The sequence below is a fragment of the Aquimarina sp. AWH4_224 genome, from assembly GCF_056160245.1.
Map to the genome: position 1 here is coordinate 242509 of NZ_JBSWWU010000007.1, position 20572 is coordinate 263080.

The following is a 20572-nucleotide window of genomic DNA, read 5'->3' on the forward strand; positions in this document are numbered from 1 at the left end:
GCTATTTATAATTTAGCTTCACCTGATTTGTACCTACTTCTAAAGAAGCTTCGGCTCCAAAAACAAGAGCTCGATTATCTTCTATATGCCCCATGGGAAATTTAAACGCCACAGGGAAATCGTATGCTTTTACAACATCCAAAATGATCTGTTTGGACTTTTTACCAAAAGGGATATTGTTGTCGTGCATTTTTTTCATTCCACCTACAATCAAGCCCGCCAGGTTATCAAAATATCCGTTTCGCTTTAGATTTTGCAGCATACGATCAATATGGTACAAATACTCATCCAGATCTTCGATGCATAAAATCTTACCAGAAGTGTCTATGGCCGATTCAGAACCACAAAGTGAATACAGAATAGATAAATTTCCTCCCACCAATTGGCCAGAAGCTTTACCCAAAATATTTTTCTTTGAAGTTTCGACCGAATACCCTTCACTATGCCCGAAAATTGTGGCTTTAAAAGCATCGATTGCAGTCTTTGTACCACGATGAAAATCTACTGGCATTGGTGCATGTATAGTAGCAACTCCCAAGTTATGAATATGAGAGTGTAAAACGGTGATATCAGAATAACCGATAATCCACTTTGGATGTTTCATAAACTTAGAGAAATCGATTTGATCTATGATTCTAACCGTACCATACCCTCCTCGAGCACACCAAATCGCCTTTATTTCTGGGTCATCCAACATATTTTGAAAGTCTACAGTCCTGTCCTGATCAGACCCTGCAAATTGATGTGCCGCCTTCTCGATTGTTGAACCTATTACCGGCACTAAACCCCAGTTTTTTATGATACTCAAAGAATCCTTGATCTCTCTGTTTTCGATCTTTCGAGCGGTAGATACGATAGCTATTTTGTCTCCTTCCCTTAAAAATTCAGGCTTAAACATGTATTAAATTTTCAAAATATGATACTAATTAACAAATACTTTCGTTATAATCTATTATATTGTGTTGAATTTGTCCCTCAACTTTACGATTAAAATCTTATGCCTATGATCTCTGATACTACATGTAATCTGGATTCCTTGGATGTATATGTTCCCACACCGGAGAACCCTTGGAATGTTACGAAAATAAATCATTTGTATCGTCGGATTGGTTTTGGTGCTTCAAAAGCTGAAGTACTGGCCGCACTATCCCAAAATGACCCCTCTGCACTTGTTGATGCTTTAATTGACGAAGCTCTTGCACTAAATGCTACTCCACCTCCGCTATGGGGATTCTGGAATAGAGACCAATTTGAAGCTGCCGAGGATGCCAACCCCGATAACGATACTGGTTTTTACCGTAGAGAGGGAAAAAATCAAATGATCAACGACCTTATTCAAAATAAGGTTCGTGAACGACTTACTTTATTTTGGAGCAATCACTTTGTAACCGAAGACGATACTTATCGAAGCCCTGCATACCAATCGCAATACTATAATCTATTGCAGATTCATGCGCTTGGGAATTTTAGAGATTTTGTATATGATATCGGTATCTCAAATGCAATGTTGGTCTACCTTAACGGAGATGAAAACGTAAGAGATAGACCTAATGAAAATTATGCTCGAGAGCTGTATGAATTATTTACCCTTGGTGTAGATAATGATTATACCGAAGATGATATTCAAGAAACTTCAAAAGCTTTAACAGGTTATGTAGACACTAATGATATTCCTTGGGGAGACATCTTGTTTAACCCAGGGCAATTTAGTAATGATACCAAAACTATTTTTGGACAGACCGGAAACTGGAACTACGATGATGTGATCAATATATTGTTTCAGCAAAGAACAACTCAGGTAGCTACTTTTATTTGTACAAAACTGTACGCATATTTTGTAAGTCCTACTTGTAGCGAAGCTATTGTTGCGCAAATGGCGCAGACCTTTATCGACAACAATTTCCAAATTGCTCCTGTTCTTCGTCAATTATTTAAAAGTCAGCACTTTTTCAATCAAGAAGCTATTGGAGCGATTATTAAGAGCCCTTGTGATCTATTGATTTGTTTCTATAACGAATTAGGATTCCAGCTTCCTGTTGATGTGAATGATTATGTACGAGGAGCAGTGCGAGTGTTAGGTCAGGATGTACTTAATCCAATTGACGTAGAAGGATGGCAAGGAGATGGAGACTGGATAAGCCCGGATCTTTTGATTGGTAGATGGGAAAGTGTTCGATTCATTATCAATCAAAGCTGGAATCAAAATCAACAGCAATTTAGAGATTTTGTAGTAGGTCTTCCTATCGGAAATACTACCGACGGTAACCTAGACCCAAGTCTTAGTGGTCCAGAAGTAGATATTGTTGTACGTGCTCTTGTTAATTATTTCTTTCCAAGAGGAATAGCAGACGACGTTATTTTTAATGAAATTTCAGGTGTTTTTAGGGATATAGATGCATTCCCGCCTAGTTACTACGAACCAGACGCAGTAGATCCTGCTATCTGGAGGTTAGATCGCCCCGAAGTGGCAGAGCAGTTTGTTGCCCTTCTGAATTATATTGTAGACATCCCTGAATTTCAACTTAAATAAACCGCTATGTGCCAAAATCATAATCACAACCCCAGTAAAATAAAATTAGATAAGCACGGTAATTGTAATACCGACGAACATAAAAAGTGGAACCGAAGATCATTCTTACAAGCTCTTGGTCTTGTAGGTGGAGGAAGCATGATGTTAGCCAACACTCCTCTATCGGTATCGGGACCATCAGCCTTAAGTAGAGCTCTTGCTCAAGGAACAGATCCCGAAAACGATAAGATATTGGTTATTGTACGTCTGCAAGGAGGTAATGACGGTTTTAATACCATTATTCCCGTATACGACTATGATGTATATGCCAATGCACGACCGTTGATCAGGATACCTCCTAGTGAGTTTATCTCTCTAACCGATGATTTTGCAATGCCAAAACCCATGAACAAACTAGAAGGCGTATGGGGAGAAGGACAAATGCGAGTTGTACATGGTGTGGGATATGAAGGTTCTTCATTATCACATTTTAAGGGATCGGATATTTATGCGAATACCAATTTGCAGGAAGATGATCGAACTGGGTTTATGGGACGATATTTTAGTGATATATACGACGATTACTATTTTAACCCACCACCAAGCCCACCATCGATACAAATCGGAAGTATTGGTAACTTAATTTTTAAAGGTCCTGAAAACGATTTTTCTTTTGCGGTTTCCGACCCAAGAAGATTATTACAAATCATTGAAAATGAAACGTTCTATAATCTGGACGATATCGATGAAAACTGTACTTATGGAGATCGATTAAGGTTCTTAAGAGAAGCGACAAATACTACATTCAATTATGCCGATGTCATTAGTGCCGCATATGAACGCTCTACAGATTTTGGTGGGTATTTGGATGATAGTATGGGTAGACAATTTAGTATCATTGCCCGTTTAATTAAAGGAGGACTAGGAACCAAAGTATTTTTGGTTACTCTGGGAGGTTTTGACACGCACAATAATCAAATCCAAAGACATCAGCAATTGTTGACCTCTTTCTCTGAAGGAGTAAGTAACTTCTACGCCGATCTTGCTGCTGCAGGATGGGATGACAAAGTATTGTCGATGACCATTTCAGAATTTGGAAGACGATTTAGAGAAAATGGTTCACTAGGTACTGACCACGGTACTGCCGCGCCTATCATGTTCTTCGGAACCGGCCTTAATGGTAATGGCTTTGTTGGAGAACATCCAGATATCAATAGCTTAACCCGTGGTGGAAATGTTACAGAAACTATGGATTTCAGACAGGTATATTCTACGGTAATGAAAGATTGGTTATGTATCGACCCACAAATGGTCGATAGAGCATTACTTGGTGCTCAGTTTGAATCCTTGGATATTGGATTTAACTGTTCTGGAACAAATCCAAATATTCCTAACGACGGCGAAAGCTTAACACACATCCCTACCTACAGTGACAGCCAAACCTTTATTAATATTGTGAGTCCAGCGACCACACATATTGAGGTTTCGCTTTACAATATTGTAGGGCAAAAAGTAGCGGTGTTGGCCAACGAAATGCTTATGGAAGGTAGAGATCTTATCATTAATGTGAAAGAAGCTGCCAATACCCGATTAAGCACGGGACCATATGTATATCAGATTGAAACCAACAGCGGTAACTTTAGCAAGTCGATTGTAATTTCGTAAACATACTATAACCCGTCATACGTATTCTTAAAATTGAATCTTTGACGGGTTCTTTTTGACCTCGTTTTTATTACCTTTGTGCCTTTATTTTAAGTTATGAGCACCAAGGGAAGATACACCATTACAGCAGCATTACCGTATACCAACGGGCCAATTCACATTGGACATTTAGCAGGAGTTTATGTGCCTGCTGATATCTATTCGCGTTACCTAAGAATAACTGGGCAAGACGTTGCCTTTATTTGTGGTAGTGATGAACACGGAGCTGCCATCCCGATGCGTGCCAAAAAAGAGGGTGTATCTCCACAAGTGATTATCGACAAATACCACGCTATCATCAAAAAGTCTTTTGCTGATTTTGGAATTTCGTTCGATAACTACTCAAGAACCTCCGCTCCTATCCATCATAAAACAGCTTCAGAGTTTTTTGAAAAAATGTATGCCAATGGGCAGTTTATCGAGGAAACCTCTGAGCAATTATACGATCCCGAAGCCGATCAATTTTTGGCCGACAGATTTGTAACGGGTACTTGTCCCAAATGTGGTCATGAAGAAGCTTATGGAGATCAGTGTGAAAACTGTGGGAGCTCTTTGAATGCTACCGATCTTATTAATCCAAAATCTACAATATCAGGTGCAGAACCCGTTTTGAAAAAAACCAAGCACTGGTTTTTACCACTGGATCAATATGAAGATTTTCTTAAAGAGTGGATACTAAAAGGACATAAAAAAGATTGGAAAGCCAACGTATACGGACAAATAAAATCCTGGATCGATGATGGTTTACGCCCAAGAGCGGTAACTCGCGATTTGGATTGGGGAATCCCCGTTCCGGTAGAAGGAGCTGAAGGAAAAGTGTTGTATGTATGGTTTGATGCTCCTATTGGTTATATCTCTTCTACCAAAGAATGGGCAGAACGAGAAGGAAAAGACTGGGAACCTTACTGGAAAGATAAAGACACCAAATTGGTGCATTTTATTGGGAAAGACAATATCGTTTTTCACTGTATCATTTTTCCGAGTATGTTAAAAGCAGAAGGAAGCTATGTATTACCAGAAAATGTTCCTGCCAACGAGTTTTTGAACCTGGAAGGAAATAAACTTTCTACCTCCAAAAACTGGGCGGTTTGGCTACATGAATATCTGGAAGAGTTTCCCGACAAACAAGATGTATTGCGTTATGTATTAACCGCCAATGCGCCAGAGACCAAAGACAATGATTTTACCTGGAAAGACTATCAGGCGCGTAACAATAATGAGCTTGTAGCCATTTTTGGTAACTTTATTAATCGTGTAGTGGTATTGACGCATAAATACTACAATGGGGTAGTTCCCACACCAGGTCAATTCTCTGAAGTTGATGAACAAACCCTTAAAGAATTAAAGGCCTATCCTGCAGTTATTGCAAGCTCTATAGAACGTTACCGTTTTAGAGAAGCCAGCCAGGAACTGATGAATGTAGCTCGATTAGGAAATAAATTTTTGGCAGATGAAGAACCTTGGAAGTTGATCAAGACCGATGAACAACGCACAAAAACAGTAATGTATGTGGCTCTGCAGATTGCTTCTGCCCTGGCAACATTGTGTGAACCGTTTTTACCATTTACTTCCGAAAAATTGAAACAAACCCTGGCGATTTCATCCAACGATGAGGCTACTGGATGGAATGATATTGCCCAAAAAGAAGTGCTACTTCCTGCTGGACATCAAATCGAAAAAGGAGGATTACTATTCTCTAAAGTAGAAGATGCTGAAATCCAAAAGCAATTAGACAAACTAGAAGCTACCAAAAAAGCCAACGAAGCTGAAAATAAAACAATAGAACCTCAAAAAGACACGACTACTTTTGAGGATTTTACCAAATTGGATATGCGCGTAGGTACCATCATTGAAGCCGAAAAAATGCCAAAGGCCAAAAAATTATTAGTCTTAAAAGTGGATACCGGTATCAACACTAGAACTATTGTTTCAGGTATTGCCGAGCACTTTTCTCCAGAAGAAATCGTGGGTAAAAAAGTAACCGTTTTGGTCAATCTAGCCCCAAGAAAACTACGTGGTGTAGAAAGTGAAGGTATGATTTTGATGACCGAAACTCCGGAAGGTAAATTGGTCTTCTTAAATCCAGATGAAGATGGCGTTCTTCCTGGAGCTACGATTAACTAATCCATTTTCTAGGTAACATAATACACATCTAAAACATAAATAAGAAATTCTTATTTTATGAAACATACTATTGTAGTAGTTCTATCCATTTTATCTATACATTCTAGCATTCTTTCTCAGGAAACCCTTTCTATAGAGGAGATGCAATTGAAAGGAGGATTAAGTGACAGACGAGAATCAATTCCTGTTATTAATGATAAAACTGATGAATTATCTCTTTTTATTGTAGACAGAAAAAAATTCTATCTTAACAAATACAATACGGCATTCAAATTAGTAGATCAAAAACAATTTGATCGCCCCAAAAAAAGTGCAAAAAACATCATCAAGGCCATTGTGACAGACCATCAATATGTCTTTCTTTTAGCCAATGATAAAAAAACACGGTTTGAATTATTAAAGTTTGATGCTGTGCACTCAACAACAATCGTAAACAAAGATCCTCTATTTCCTGATGACGAAAGCTATGTAGACGCATTTACCTATCGAAATCAGATTTGTGTAATGACTTTACAAAAAAAGACCTCAAAACTAAATATCTACAAAATTGATGTTACTGGAGCAAAAAAGGCTATGCATTATGACTTTGGCGATGTAGTTTTTTTGGATAAACTGGGTAAAGAAATACCCTTACATAAATCCTTACAAAAATCAACTACAGGGCTTATGAAATCTTCTTTTGATTTAGGAATGATTGAAACCGATATCCCTAACGCTCTTGAAATTGCCGCTAAATCCAAAAAAATATACATCGAGGAAGATTCAATTATCATATCCATAGATAACGATCATAAAACAACACAACTCCTAACACTCCATCTAGAAGATAACACCTACGATGCTCGTAGTTTTAAAAAACCTGATCTACTCTATGTGAAAAACAACGAGAATATTTTTATCAAATCAAACTCCTTTTTGGCGAATAATAGGCTATATCAAATCGTTGGTAAAAAGGGACAAATGCGACTCTTTGTAACTGATATACATTCAAAAGAATTAGTAAAACAATTGGCTTTGCAAAAAGAAGATAGTATTACTTTTAAGAACTCTCCTATTATTCAAGAAGGAGGGTATTATAGCAACTACAGAGAAATGGAGAAAACACAGAAGTTTTTAAGAAAGATTGCTTCTGGTGATATCGCTGTAGCCGTACAACAGCTAGGAGACACTACAAAAGTAACTCTAGGCGGAGTAAAAGAAATAAATACTGGTGGTGGTTATGGTATGCCCATGATGGGATTTGGTGCTGTCGGAGGTGCTATGACCGGTTTAGCCAATGCATTTATGACTCCTACTTTCTATGCATATTCGTCCTATACTACCACAAAATCCACTAGAATTCACTGCTTATTTAATGAACAACTTGATCATTTGTCTGGTGAAGTGTCAAAAAATGCATTTGATAAAATTAAAGAGTTTTCAAAAGAACTCTTAAACGAAAAAGCGGAAACCATTTTTAAATACAATGGGTACTATGTTTATGGGTATTATGAATCTTTGCACAAAAGATACTATTTAAGAAAGTTTATGGACTGAGGTTTTAGATTACTTACTTAACCAAAATATCTATTTTCGTCCTATATACCATTACGTTTATCCTTCAGACTCCAAGTCTTTTCTAAGATCCAATTTCCTGAAGGCTGGAGAAATAATAGAGGTGAGAATCACGGTAAGCAAGGTCATACTACCTCCAAATACCACTGCGGTAACTGTTCCCATATATTTGGCGGTAATACCACTTTCAAAAGCTCCTAGTTCGTTAGAAGATCCTACGAATATAGAATTTACAGAAGATACTCTTCCTCTCATATGATCTGGGGTCTTGAGCTGTAATATCGTTTGCCGAACCACCATAGAAATGCCATCGGTGACTCCACTAAAGAACAGCGCTACTACCGAAATCCAAAACACCGAAGAAAGCCCAAAAACGATGATACAGATCCCGAACCCAAAAACGGCTAGTAGTAATTTCTTTCCTGCATTTTTACTAATAGGAAAATAAGCCGTGGTAAACATGATTATAAATGCTCCTACGGCGGGAGCAGCTCTTAAGATTCCAAACCCCTGAGGTCCTACTTTAAGAATATCCTGAGCAAAAACCGGCAATAAAGCTACAGCACCCCCAAAAAGGACTGCAACCATATCCAAAGTAAGGGCACCTAAGATTGCTTTAGTCTTAAAAACGAATCGAATTCCTTCACTCAAACTTTTCAACACAGGCTCTCCTATATTGGGGTTCAATATTGGTTTTTTAGGAATCCTAAATAGACAAACAAAAGCCAGTGATGCCCAACCAACAATAACCAGCATAGACCAGTTCACACCGATCAAGTTGATAGCAAAACCAGCCAAAGCAGGTCCTAAGACAGCACCTATTTGCCAGGTTGAACTGCTCCAAGTGGCAGCATTCGGATACACCTTCTTTGGCACCAATAATGCAAGAAGAGAAAAAACAGTGGGCCCCAAAAACGCGCGTACTACGCCTCCTAGAAAGACCAAAACATATATCCCTAACAAAATAGAGGATTGCTTGAAGGAAACAGTCACTTCAGGTAATGTAAGTAGAAATAACCCTGTGCTAATCCCCAGAAAACCTAAAATACAAATCCGTAATAAATTCTTCTTTTCTTTCTGGTCTACTATATGCCCTGCAAACAAAGCCAAAGATACCGCCGGAATCACCTCCATCAAACCTATTATCCCTAAAGAAAGTGGATCTTTGGTGATACTATAGACCTGCCATTCGATAACTATAAATTGCATGGTCCATGCCATGACCAAAGAAAAACGGATGAATAAAAAAATGCTAAATTCTGGATATCGTAATGCCTGATACGGATCGTTTTTCATTAAAAAGAGAAGTTTGTCAGGACAAAGGTATATATTACAGGAACATTCATTTCAAAATAAAATCTTAAATCATTTCAATACCAAAAAAGATAGTATATCTTCGTTTGTGTTTTATGAATTTATTGTTGCTATCCACTACATGCTCAAAATAGCTTATCATCCTATTTATACCCATCCATTACCGAATGGTCATCGATTTCCGATGATAAAATATGAGCTATTACCAAAGCAATTGATTCATGAAGGAACTTGTGAGGAAGAGAATTTTTTCACTCCAGAAATCCCTGATCCAAAACCCATACTTGCAGTTCATACCGAGGATTATTACAAAAGTTTACAAGAACTTTCCATTCCTCGAAGGGAAGCTAGAAAAATCGGTTTCCCGTTATCCCAAGAACTGGTAGATCGGGAAGTAATCATAGCAGATGGCACCATCAAAGCCGCACATTATGCCCTACAGCATGGTATTGCAATGAATATAGCTGGAGGCACGCATCATGCGTATACCGATCATGGAGAAGCATTTTGTTTACTCAATGATCAAGCCATTGGTGCCCGTTACTTGTTGCAGCAAAACTTGGCCAAAAAAATCCTGATCGTAGACCTGGATGTACATCAAGGAAACGGCACTGCTGAAATTTTTGCAAAAGATGATCTAGTGTTTACCTTCTCGATGCATGGAGCCAGCAACTACCCTTTCAAAAAAGAAATCTCTGATCTCGATATCGCATTACCTAATGACACCAATGATGAAGAGTATCTAAATATTCTGAAAAATACACTCCCCAAACTAATTGACGAACAACAACCCGACTTTATTTTTTACTTGAGTGGTGTAGACATCTTGGCAACCGATAAATTAGGAAAGTTGGGGTGTAGTGTTAAAGGCTGCGCAGAACGCGATCGATTTGTTTTGCAAAGTTGTAAAGATTTACAAATCCCTGTGATGTGTTCGATGGGTGGTGGATATTCACCAGATATCAAAATTATTGTAGATGCTCATGCCAACACCTTTAGGTTAGCGCAAGATATTTTCTTCTGAAAAAGCCTAGTCGTTTGTAAACGGATATTTATTGTATCTTTCTAGTCCATAAAAACTTAGTTATGAGATTACAGCTCACATTCTTACTTTTTATAATGATCATTTCGACAACCTTTGCGCAAGAGCAAGCATCCAACGTTTTAAAGTTTGCTGAAGGCAAGAATTCTCCCAAAGCATCATTGCAAGATGTCTCGTGGATTAGTGGATATTGGCGTGGAGAAGCTTTTGGAGGAATTACAGAAGAAATCTGGAGTGATCCCTTGGGGAACTCTATGATGTTTTCTTTTAAACTAGTCATAGACGGTAAAATCCAGTTCTACGAAGTAGGAGGCATTACCGAAGAGAATAACACACTGTTACTACAACTCAAACATTTTCACGGAGATTTTAAGGGTTGGGAAAAGAAAGATGAAACTGTTGATTTCAAGTTGGTAAAGGTGGAGAAAGATCGGGTATATTTTGACGAGTTCACTTTTGAAAAAATAAGCGATTCCGAAATTAACCTTTATGTAGTCGTTCATAACGAAGATGGTTCTAGTGAAGAAGTAAAATTCAATTATAAGAGGAGGTAATTAATGACTAAAGAATGCCCAGTTTGTGGAACAAAAATTATAGGTAGAGCAGATAAAAAATTCTGCAGCGATTATTGTCGAAATGCATTTAATAATCAATTAAATAAGGATAGTAAAAATCTTATCAGAAATGTCAATAATCGATTGCGAAAAAACTATCGCATTCTTGAAGAATTGAACCCAAACGATAAGACAAAAACTACAAGAACAAAACTCATTGCTAAAGGCTTCGACTTTCAGCATTTTACGAGTATTTACACCACAAAAACAGGAAACATCTATTACTTTGTGTATGACCAAGGGTATCTACCTCTGGAAAATGAATTCTATGCTTTGGTAAAACGAAATAGTTGATTGGGAATTAGAAAAAGGAAGTCATTTGGGGTTTGAAGAGATTGATCTGGTCGATCAATACTCTTCAGGTTTTAAAAGATTTTGGTACTGTGTTGGCGAAGAAGATAGTTATAAATCTCTCCAATGTTGACTGTTAAGTTTTAAAGCAGCTTTCATCACATCTTTTTGACTGATCTGCCCTACTAACTTACCATCTTCAATAATTGGAAAGCGTCTTCTTTTGGTTTGTAAAAACTTGTTGGCAGCATCAAAAATATTAATATTACCATCGATCGTTTCCACATCTCTTGCCATAAAATTCTCTACTTTGGCATCATCAATAGGCATGTTGTAATAACGGCTTTCATTAAGCTGTTTAATACAATCTCCCTCAGAGATAATCCCTAACAACTCATTGTTGTCATTAACTACTGGTCCGCCGGATATTTTATTCTTAACTAAGGTTTCAATAACTTCCATAACCGATTGATTTGGACGAAACGTAATCAAATCCCTTGTCATATAATCCGACACCTTAATGGGGGTATCATTTTGCTTTTTTACCTTTGATCTAGCCCCTTGAAAACTGATAATTCCCATAATGTTTAGTGATTTTGTGAATCTTAAATATAGTGATTTTCAAAAACTTAATCAAACCAAACTCTGTGTTTCACCACCTCCAAACCCTATTTTTATGATCTCTTCAACGAATTCTTTAGTATCCTTTAATCGATAACATGTTTTTAAGCTAACCTTCAATTTAATTTGTAAATCTTTAATAATTGTGGCTAATTTCTTACCTTTAGCTAAACTGATACACATATGCGAAAATTCTCTTCACTTTTCACCTTTGTTCTCCTGATTCTTAGCATATTTTTCACTTTTTACACCTCAAAATCCCACAGCATTTCAGATTTGGATACTCCAGATCAAGAATTCTCTACCCTTAGAGCTCTTGAGCATGTAAAAAGTATTGGGAAGGCTCCTCATTACCTAGGAAGTCCTGCACACGAAGAGGCTATTGCTTATATCGTACAAGAACTAAAAAATATGGGGCTACAGCCTGAGGTACAAAAGGGATTTTCGGTAGGAAAGTCTGGAAATTGTAGTGAACCTCAAAACATTTTAGCAAAGATCAAAGGAAGTGGAGATGGTAAAGCGGTAATGTTGATGTCTCACTACGACAGCTCACAGCATTCTTCTTTGGGAGCTAGTGATGCTGCGAGTGGAGTCGCCACTATTCTGGAGGGAGTACGAGCCTACTTGGCCACCAACAAAACACCAAAAAATGATATCATCCTTTGTATCACCGATGGAGAGGAATTAGGGTTAAACGGAGCAGATCTTTTTGTAAAAAAACACCCCTGGGCAAAAAATGTAGGTATCACTCTTAATTTTGAAGCCAGAGGAAGTGGTGGCGATTCGTATATGCTTATCGAAACCAATGGAAAGAATGGGAAATTGATGCAAGAATTTGCAGAAGCTGGGGTGCCTTATCCAGCTACAAATTCTTTGGCCTATAGCATCTACAAAATGCTTCCAAATGACACCGACCTTACCGTACTAAGAGAGCAAGGGGATATCGAAGGCTTTAATTTTGCTTTTATCGGGGATCATTTTGATTATCATACCGCAAATGATACCTGGCAAAATCTTGACCTCAGCACTTTGCAACATCAGGGAAGCTACTTGATGCCTCTTCTATCCTATTTCTCCGAATCTGATATTAGTAATCTGAAATCCGACAAAGATTATATTTATTTCAGCATTCCTATTTTTAAATTGATCAAATATCCTTTTAGCTGGATATATGGGCTATTAATTGCCACTATTATAATATTTGTCGTTCTGCTGTTTTATGGTAAAGCTGCCTATCGTATTAACTTGAAAGACGTACTACTAGGTTTTGGTGCTCTTTTTTCATCCATACTGCTGGCCGGATTATTTACTTTTGGATTTTGGGAACTACTGAAAATAATTTATCCACAGTACAACGAGATCCAACATGGTTTTACCTATAATGGATATTACTACATCGCTTTTTTTGTCTTTCTATCCGTTGCTATTTGTTTTAAAATCTATGCTCGATTCAAGAAGCCACAAAGTTTGCCAAGTATGATGATTGCTCCAATATGTATGTGGTTGGTTATATCCACTTTGGCTGCTATGTATTTGAAAGGCGCCAGTTATTTTATCTTTATTGCAATATTTGGCTTGGTTTCTTTATTTGTACTTATCCGACAAAAAAGACCCAATCCTTATTTGATGGTCCTTTTATCCTTACCTTCAATTTTTATCCTGGCGCAGTTTATTGCGATGTTCCCGGTAGCACTTGGACTCAAAATTCTATTCGTATCCTCGGTATTATCGGCGCTGTTATTTGGTATTCTTTTACCAGTAATTGGCTTCTATAAAAGAAAAAATCTGGTAGGTAATATGGTCTTGGTGTTTTCATTAATTCTATTGATCACCGCCCACTTGAAATCCGATTTCACAGAAGAACGACAAAAACCAAATAGCTTGGTGTATTTGTTGGATACCGATCAAAACAAAGCAGTTTGGGCCACCTATGATCACTTATTGGATCCCTGGACTCAAAATTATATCGACAAAACCTCAAATATTGCAGATACTTATAATAAAAATGCTCTACAGAGTAAATACGGAAGAGCGTTTACTTTTGCCAATCAAGCGCCAATCAAAACCGTTCCTAATCCGAGAATTGACATTAGTAAAGACACTATAATTAATGGTCTTAGACATTTGGATCTGTGTATTGCTCCTCAAAGAGATATCCAAAGAATAGATCTGTATACTCAAACTATATTCAACTTTGATACATTGACAGTAAACGGCGAGACTGCTATCGATTTTGAACATTCTGATGGTGAAATATATAATGCCCTTACCAAACGCTGGAGAAATCGTTTACTTACCTACTTTGTAAGTAACAACAAACCTTTGGAGTTAAAAATGAGTTTTCATAGAGATTCTTTGCCTAAATTTGTGATCTATGAGTCTTCCTATGATTTATTGCAAAATAAACATTTTACAATTCCGCCAAGAACCAAAGATATGATGCCTAAACCCTTCATATTAAATGACGCGGTAATTGTAAAAAAGAACTATACGATTGCGCAATATCAAGAAAAACCAAAAGACTCTATTTCAATAATACCTGAAGAAACGTCGACTCTAAATGAAGCAACAGATTAGTATCCTTGGACTGGGCTGGTTAGGACTGCCTACCGCATCCAAATTACTTGAACATAATTATCAGATAAAAGGTTCTACCACCTCGGCTCATAAGATTGAAAAACTACAAGACAAAGGGATTAACACCTACCAAATAGAATTAACCGAAGAAGGACCAGTAGGTAATATGACTGGTTTTTTGGAAGGTAGTAAAATACTACTAATTAATGTTCCTCCCGGGTTGCGAAGAAATCCAGAAGTTAATTTTGTTGCTAAGATTGAAAGCATCCTTCCTTTTATTGAAAAATCAACCGTGCAAAATGTACTTTTTATAAGCTCTACGTCAGTTTTTGCCGATATTGAAGGATTTCCCTTAATTTCGCAAGAAACGCTTCCAAATGCTACTTCAAATGCGGGAAAACAGCTAATAAAGACAGAACAATTGCTGCAAAGCAATAAAAATTTTCAAACTACCATATTGCGATTTGCTGGTTTGTTTGGACCCGAGAGACATCCAGCTAATATGCTATCTCGTAGATCCAACATCAAAAACCCAAAAGCACCAGTAAACTTGATTCATCTTGAGGATTGCATGGGTGTCATTTCTGCCATCATCAAAATGGATCAGTGGAATACCGTTTTTAATGCTTCTTACCCCGATCATCCTGAAAAAGCAATATACTACTCCAAGGTTTGTGAACAAATGGGGCTACCCCAACCAGACTATGATTTTGATACTCCTTCTAAAGGGAAAATAATCGATTCTAAATCACTTATTGATAAACTGAATTACACTTTTAAAAGTAAACTTTAAACCACTCCAATTTTCATCAGAGTGGCTTTTCACAAACTAACTAAGACATCCTCAAGTTATTTTTTTTCTTTTATTTTTGTCAATGTTATTTCTGACAGGGTAGGCCTGCTATCGTCTGTACCTCCAACGATATAGCGTAAAGATTTACCTTTGATAATATTCCCCTTGTTTTCTTTCAAAAAAGTAATGGATAATGTATTCATTGAGTCCTAATTTTATTTATAATCTACTCTATTGAAGGCTTTTCGATTTCCGCCTGGTTATTCTTGCAATACTTATTTCTACTATTAAGTGTCACTAGCCATACAGATGTTACCCCTTACAGGTAGATTTTCTCTATAAACATGCTTGTTTATTTTCCGCGGAATTTTTCATTCACTCTATGATTTAAAATATTAATTTTTCAAATAAACAATCTAAAAATTACAAAAACCATCGTTTTTTAACAATTTACTTATATATTTGTAAATATTAAATTGGTCAACCAATTTAATATAATGAGATATTAACACAAACCTATTACTAATGATTCACACAAATTATAAGCGGTTGAACGATCAACCTCTGTCCTTACTTTTGGTGATCTGCATTTCATTTACACTCTTCTTTTTAGCTGGATGCTCTCATGAAGAATTCTCAAATGAAAGTATTGAAACCAACATTGATCTCTCCAAAGCCATAGGTGATTGTTCTTCTATTGCTTTAAAAGGTAACAACGGAAAATACGTAAGTTCTGAAAACGGAACCAAACCTATGAACTGTAATCGAACTGCACAAGGCGCATGGGAAAAATACACATTGGTCGATGTAGGCAACGGACAATTTGCTTTACAAGGCAATAATGGGAAATATGTAAGTTCTGAAAACGGAACCAAACCTATTACTTGTAATCGTACACAAATTGGATCCTGGGAAAAATTTACTTTCGAAAATCTCGGTAATGGTAACTATGCTATTAAAGGGAATAACGGAAAATACATTAGCTCAGAAAATGGAAGCAATCCTATGACTTGTAATCGAACCAGTGCTCTTTCCTGGGAACGATTTACAGTAGAAGAACTCTGCGGTAGCAATCCCAATCCAGGAAGTAATACTCCCTTTGACCTCCTTGGGTTAGTTAACTGGAAACTTAACGGTCTTTCTGGAACCAAATCCAACAACCAATATGTGGACGAAATTCCTAATCTACCTTCTTACACAAATCCTGATTGGTTTTTTGTACAAGATGGTTGGGCAAAATTTCAGGTATGGGCAGGTAGCGATACCTCCTCCGGGTCTGGTAATCCAAGAATGGAATTAAGAGAACTTACTGCAAATGGGAATGGTCTTATCTATTGGGATGGTACAACGAGCAAAGAACATCGTATGCGCTGGAAAGTACGGGTGGATCGCTTGCCTAGTTCTGGTAAGGTATGTTTTGGTCAAATACATGATAAAACTGACTTCTTCGATGATGTAATCCGTGTACAATGCCAGGGTAGTGCAAATCAAACTAGCGGTTCGGTAAAACTGCGAATCAACGGTTATGTTACAGAAGTATTAGAAGGCGGCGGAAAAACCGTGGGTAATTTCAATCTTGGTGAAGAACTATATTTTGAATTGACTTATCAAAACAGCGTGGTAAAATTATACGAATTAAATACTAGTGGAAGTCGTGTAAGAACCATATACACCTCTCAAAGTGCACCTGCCAAAGAAAACTATTTTAAAGCAGGATGTTATCTACAATCTATGAAAGGCAAAAGCTACAACAGCTCAGATTATGGCAGTGTGGCTATTAATAAATTAGAGGTATTTCATTAAATAATAGCAACACCCTTAATTTCATATTATATTTTTTTAGTTACGCAAAAAGCCGAAGTTATACTTCGGCTTTTTGTTTTATATATTAGGTAAATAATTACCCTTTCAAACTAGCTTTCAAATACTCACGATTCATTCGTGCGATATTCTCTAGAGAGATTCCTTTAGGACATTCAATCTCGCAGGCACCAGTATTGGTACAGTTACCAAAACCTTCTTCATCCATTTGATTTACCATAGCCAATACGCGTTCTGTAGCTTCGACCTGTCCTTGCGGCAACAATGCAAATTGCGAAACTTTTGCAGAAGTAAACAACATTGAAGAAGCGTTTTTACATGCTGCCACACAAGCTCCACATCCAATACAAGTAGCTGCCGCGAAAGCATCATCTGCATTTTCTTTTTCGATTGGAATTGCATTAGCGTCAATCGTATTACCAGAAGTATTGACAGATACATACCCTCCTGCTTGTTGGATTCTATCAAATGCACTACGATCTACCATAAGATCTTTAACCACCGGGAACGCCTTAGCTCTAAAAGGCTCTATGTAAATGGTATCCCCATCGTTAAACTTACGCATGTGTAACTGGCAAGTAGTGATCAAACGATCTGGTCCATGTGGTTCTCCATTAATCTGTAGCGAACATGCTCCACAAATTCCTTCTCTACAATCGTGATCAAATACCACAGGCTCCTCACCTTTGTTGATCAAATCTTCATTCAACACGTCTAGCATTTCTAAAAAAGACATGTCTCCTTCGATACCAGATATTTGATAATCTACTATCTTTCCTTGTGATTTAGCATCCTTTTGACGCCATATTTTTAGTGTAAGATTCATAGCTTTTTATTTATAAGAACGTGTTTTTAATTCAATGTTTTCGAAGGTTAATTCTTCCTTATGTAATTCGGCGTCTTTTGGTTCACCTTTGTACTCCCAGGCAGCAACGTACTTAAAGTTCTTGTCATCTCTAAGCGCTTCTCCTTTTTGTTCTCCTTCTTGTTCTACCGACTCTTCTCTAAAGTGTCCTCCACAAGATTCATTTCTATTCAACGCATCCTTTGCAAACAATTCTCCTAATTCTAAGAAATCTGCTACCCGACCTGCTTTTTCTAGCTCTGGATTCATACTATCTGCAGTACCTGGAACTTTTACGTTCTTCCAGAAATCCTCACGTAGGGCAGCAATTTCTTCTATTGCTTCCTTAAGGCCTTGCTCATTACGAGACATTCCGCATTTGTTCCACATGATCTTACCAAGTTTCTTATGGTAATAATCTACAGAGTGTGTTCCAGATCCTCCCATTAGTTTTTGGATACGATCCTTAACATCTTTTTCTGCCTGGTCAAACTCTGGAGTATCTGTTGGTATTTTACCTGTTCTGATATCATGAGACAGATAGTCCCCAATAGTGTATGGTAATACAAAATATCCATCTGCCAAACCTTGCATCAATGCAGATGCTCCCAATCGGTTAGCTCCGTGATCAGAGAAGTTTGCCTCTCCCGCAGCATAACAACCAGGAACAGTAGTTTGTAAGTTATAATCTACCCAAAGACCTCCCATGGTATAGTGCACCGCTGGGTATATCATCATTGGGGTTTTATATGGGTTTTCGTCTACAATCTTTTCATACATCTGGAAAAGGTTACCGTATTTATTTTCGATAACTTCTTCTCCTAGTTTTGTGATCTCTTCTTTTGAAGGATTTTCCATACCTGAAGTCAAAGCCTTCTCACTACCGTATCGTTGTATCGCCGAAGCGAAGTCAAGATACACAGCTTCTCCTGTTTTATTCACTCCAAAACCAGCATCACAACGTTCTTTGGCAGCTCTAGAAGCTACATCACGAGGAACCAGGTTACCAAATGCCGGGTAACGACGCTCCAGGTAATAATCTCTTTCGTCTTCTGCCAGTTGTGTCGGTTTTAATTTACCAGCACGTATCGCTTCTGCATCTTCTTTTCTCTTTGGTACCCAAATACGTCCATCATTACGCAATGACTCAGACATTAAGGTAAGCTTCGATTGATGATCTCCAGAAACAGGAATACAGGTTGGGTGAATCTGTGTATAACATGGATTTGCGAAGAAAGCTCCTCTTCGGTGTGCTCTCCAGGCTGCCATCACATTACTACCCATGGCATTCGTACTCAAGAAAAATACGTTTCCGTACCCTCCTGTCGCTAATACTACCGCGTGAGCAGAATGACGTTCTATTTCTCCGGTAACCAGATTACGAGCAATAATTCCTCTCGCTTTTCCGTCTACCTTAACCAAATCCAACATCTCATGACGATTGAATGGCTGTATTTTTCCTCTATTGATTTGGCGATTCATTGCAGAGTACGCACCTAACAGTAGCTGTTGCCCAGTTTGTCCTTTGGCATAAAAGGTACGTGATACCAATACCCCTCCAAACGAACGGTTATCTAGTAATCCACCATATTCGCGGGCAAAAGGTACTCCTTGTGCCACACACTGGTCGATAATATTTCCTGAAACTTCTGCTAATCGATATACGTTAGCCTCTCGAGATCTGTAATCTCCTCCTTTAACGGTATCGTAGAATAAACGGTAATCAGAATCTCCGTCTCCTTGATAATTCTTTGATGCATTTATTCCTCCTTGCGCAGCAATAGAGTGTGCTCTACGAGGAGAATCCTGATAGCAAAAAGTCTTTACATTATATCCTAGTTCTGCTAAGGTAGCAGCAGCACTACCTCCTGCTAATCCTGTACCTACTACAATAACATCGATATTACGTTTATTAGCAGGGTTAACCAGGTTGATCGTATTTTTATGTTTTGTCCACTTATCTGCCAGTGGCCCTTCAGGTATTTTAGAATCTAAAATTGACATACTCGTGGTGTTTTTAATGGTTTTGATTTAAATGAAGTACTAATGAAATAATGATAAATCCTAATGGAATCACTATCGCAAAAGCTTTGGCAAATTTGGTCAACCCAACAGAATATTTGTTGTTAAACCCAACAGATTGGAAAGACGAAGCAAATCCATGCCATAAGTGCAATGCTAAAAACACAAACGAAACTACATACAATCCCGTTCTAACCGGGCTTACAAATTTTGCGGTTAACTCATGATAGTATCTCGTTGGATCTTCAGGAGCAAATTCTACATATTTATGAACCATTTCAGGAATCCAAAAATCGTAGAAGTGCAATCCCAAAAATGCTAAGATTACCAATCCAGAATAAATCATATTCCTAGACATCCAGGAAGCATTAGCGCCTCCATTATATTTTGCATACTTTACCGCTCTCGCGTTTTTATTTTTAATTTCTAACACAAATCCCATCACAAAGTGAAAAACCACTCCAAAAATCAAAACAGGTTGCAATGCGAATTGTACCACCGGATTTGTTCCCATGAAATGTGATAATTCGTTGAATGTATCTGCGCTAAAAATTGAAGTAAAATTGATAGTAAAGTGCTGTAATAAAAAGAAAACTAAGAAAAGTCCCGAAAGTGCCATGGCAACTTTTCTAGCTATTGAAGATTTTATCAATCCACCCATTATGTATAACGTTTAAATAGTTGAGCAACAAAAATAGTGCTCAGGCTTATTTTAGCCAAGCTTTGCCAAGGGTATTTGCTT

At 37.6% G+C, this 20572-nt stretch carries 17 protein-coding genes; 10 read left to right on the plus strand and 7 right to left on the minus strand.

Translation table 11 applies throughout. The features are described 5' to 3' along the window. Position 1: 1 nt before the first annotated feature. Positions 2-898, minus strand: a complete 897-nt coding sequence (locus ACXAGJ_RS15160) for a S66 peptidase family protein (RefSeq protein ID WP_474840991.1) — start codon at positions 896-898, stop codon at positions 2-4. A 105-nt stretch (positions 899-1003) separates the two neighbouring features. On the opposite strand from ACXAGJ_RS15160, the gene ACXAGJ_RS15165 reads away from it, so the two are divergent. The 4 genes from ACXAGJ_RS15165 (at position 1004) to ACXAGJ_RS15180 (ending at position 7873) form a co-directional block, all read left to right on the plus strand. Then, on the plus strand, positions 1004-2530 hold the full coding sequence (locus ACXAGJ_RS15165) for a DUF1800 domain-containing protein (protein WP_474840992.1): 1527 nt from the start codon (positions 1004-1006) through the stop codon (positions 2528-2530). A gap of 6 nt (positions 2531-2536) precedes the next feature. Beyond that, on the plus strand, positions 2537-4174 hold the full coding sequence (locus tag ACXAGJ_RS15170; RefSeq protein WP_473284855.1) for a DUF1501 domain-containing protein: 1638 nt from the start codon (positions 2537-2539) through the stop codon (positions 4172-4174). Positions 4175-4270: 96 nt separating this feature from the next. Further along, positions 4271-6337, plus strand: a complete 2067-nt coding sequence (gene metG, locus ACXAGJ_RS15175) for a methionine--tRNA ligase (protein ID WP_474840993.1) — start codon at positions 4271-4273, stop codon at positions 6335-6337. A 57-nt stretch (positions 6338-6394) separates the two neighbouring features. Further along, a complete protein-coding gene (locus ACXAGJ_RS15180) occupies positions 6395-7873 on the plus strand; it encodes a hypothetical protein (RefSeq protein ID WP_474840994.1) in 1479 nt (492 codons plus the stop codon). A gap of 57 nt (positions 7874-7930) precedes the next feature. Here ACXAGJ_RS15180 and ACXAGJ_RS15185 read toward each other — a convergent pair whose 3' ends face one another. After that, positions 7931-9187 (minus strand): MFS transporter, encoded by a 1257-nt coding sequence (locus ACXAGJ_RS15185; protein WP_474840995.1) that lies wholly within the window; start codon positions 9185-9187, stop codon positions 7931-7933. Between the two features lie 139 nt (positions 9188-9326). On the opposite strand from ACXAGJ_RS15185, the gene ACXAGJ_RS15190 reads away from it, so the two are divergent. The 3 genes from ACXAGJ_RS15190 (at position 9327) to ACXAGJ_RS15200 (ending at position 11155) form a co-directional block, all read left to right on the plus strand. Further along, positions 9327-10229 carry a histone deacetylase family protein gene (locus tag ACXAGJ_RS15190; protein WP_474841095.1) on the plus strand — a complete coding sequence of 301 codons (903 nt, stop codon included), beginning with the start codon at positions 9327-9329 and terminating at the stop codon, positions 10227-10229. A 62-nt stretch (positions 10230-10291) separates the two neighbouring features. Beyond that, positions 10292-10801: a DUF6265 family protein gene (locus tag ACXAGJ_RS15195; RefSeq protein WP_474840996.1), complete on the plus strand. Its 510-nt coding sequence runs from the start codon at positions 10292-10294 to the stop codon at positions 10799-10801. Between the two features lie 3 nt (positions 10802-10804). Then, positions 10805-11155 carry a hypothetical protein gene (locus ACXAGJ_RS15200; RefSeq protein WP_474840997.1) on the plus strand — a complete coding sequence of 117 codons (351 nt, stop codon included), beginning with the start codon at positions 10805-10807 and terminating at the stop codon, positions 11153-11155. A 108-nt stretch (positions 11156-11263) separates the two neighbouring features. Here the strand turns inward: ACXAGJ_RS15200 and ACXAGJ_RS15205 are convergent, their stop codons facing one another. Next, positions 11264-11734: a CBS domain-containing protein gene (locus ACXAGJ_RS15205; RefSeq protein ID WP_073320219.1), complete on the minus strand. Its 471-nt coding sequence runs from the start codon at positions 11732-11734 to the stop codon at positions 11264-11266. A 222-nt stretch (positions 11735-11956) separates the two neighbouring features. Here ACXAGJ_RS15205 and ACXAGJ_RS15210 point away from each other — a divergent pair, with 222 nt between their 5' ends. Both ACXAGJ_RS15210 and ACXAGJ_RS15215 read left to right on the plus strand, forming a co-directional pair. Further along, entirely contained in the window at positions 11957-14350 is a 2394-nt protein-coding gene (locus tag ACXAGJ_RS15210) for a M28 family peptidase (RefSeq protein WP_474840998.1), read from the plus strand. Further along, positions 14334-15143, plus strand: a complete 810-nt coding sequence (locus ACXAGJ_RS15215) for a Rossmann-fold NAD(P)-binding domain-containing protein (protein WP_474840999.1) — start codon at positions 14334-14336, stop codon at positions 15141-15143. The genes ACXAGJ_RS15210 and ACXAGJ_RS15215 overlap by 17 nt, the downstream gene beginning before the upstream one ends. A 56-nt stretch (positions 15144-15199) precedes the next feature. Here ACXAGJ_RS15215 and ACXAGJ_RS15220 read toward each other — a convergent pair whose 3' ends face one another. After that, positions 15200-15346 (minus strand): hypothetical protein, encoded by a 147-nt coding sequence (locus ACXAGJ_RS15220; protein ID WP_474841000.1) that lies wholly within the window; start codon positions 15344-15346, stop codon positions 15200-15202. A 322-nt stretch (positions 15347-15668) separates the two neighbouring features. Between ACXAGJ_RS15220 and ACXAGJ_RS15225 the strand changes: the two genes are divergently transcribed. Next, positions 15669-16946: a polysaccharide lyase family 7 protein gene (locus tag ACXAGJ_RS15225; protein WP_474841001.1), complete on the plus strand. Its 1278-nt coding sequence runs from the start codon at positions 15669-15671 to the stop codon at positions 16944-16946. Between the two features lie 97 nt (positions 16947-17043). On the opposite strand, the gene ACXAGJ_RS15230 is transcribed toward ACXAGJ_RS15225, so the two are convergent. From ACXAGJ_RS15230 to ACXAGJ_RS15240, 3 genes are read right to left on the minus strand one after another with little or no spacing between them, the layout of a single operon-like run. After that, the gene (locus ACXAGJ_RS15230) at positions 17044-17790 is read right to left on the minus strand and encodes a succinate dehydrogenase/fumarate reductase iron-sulfur subunit (protein ID WP_474841002.1); all 747 of its coding nucleotides are present in this window, start codon (positions 17788-17790) and stop codon (positions 17044-17046) included. Between the two features lie 6 nt (positions 17791-17796). Continuing rightward, entirely contained in the window at positions 17797-19812 is a 2016-nt protein-coding gene (locus tag ACXAGJ_RS15235; RefSeq protein WP_474841003.1) for a fumarate reductase/succinate dehydrogenase flavoprotein subunit, read from the minus strand. 13 nt (positions 19813-19825) lie between these two features. Beyond that, the gene (locus ACXAGJ_RS15240; protein ID WP_474841004.1) at positions 19826-20491 is read right to left on the minus strand and encodes a succinate dehydrogenase cytochrome b subunit; all 666 of its coding nucleotides are present in this window, start codon (positions 20489-20491) and stop codon (positions 19826-19828) included. Positions 20492-20572 lie beyond the last annotated feature (81 nt).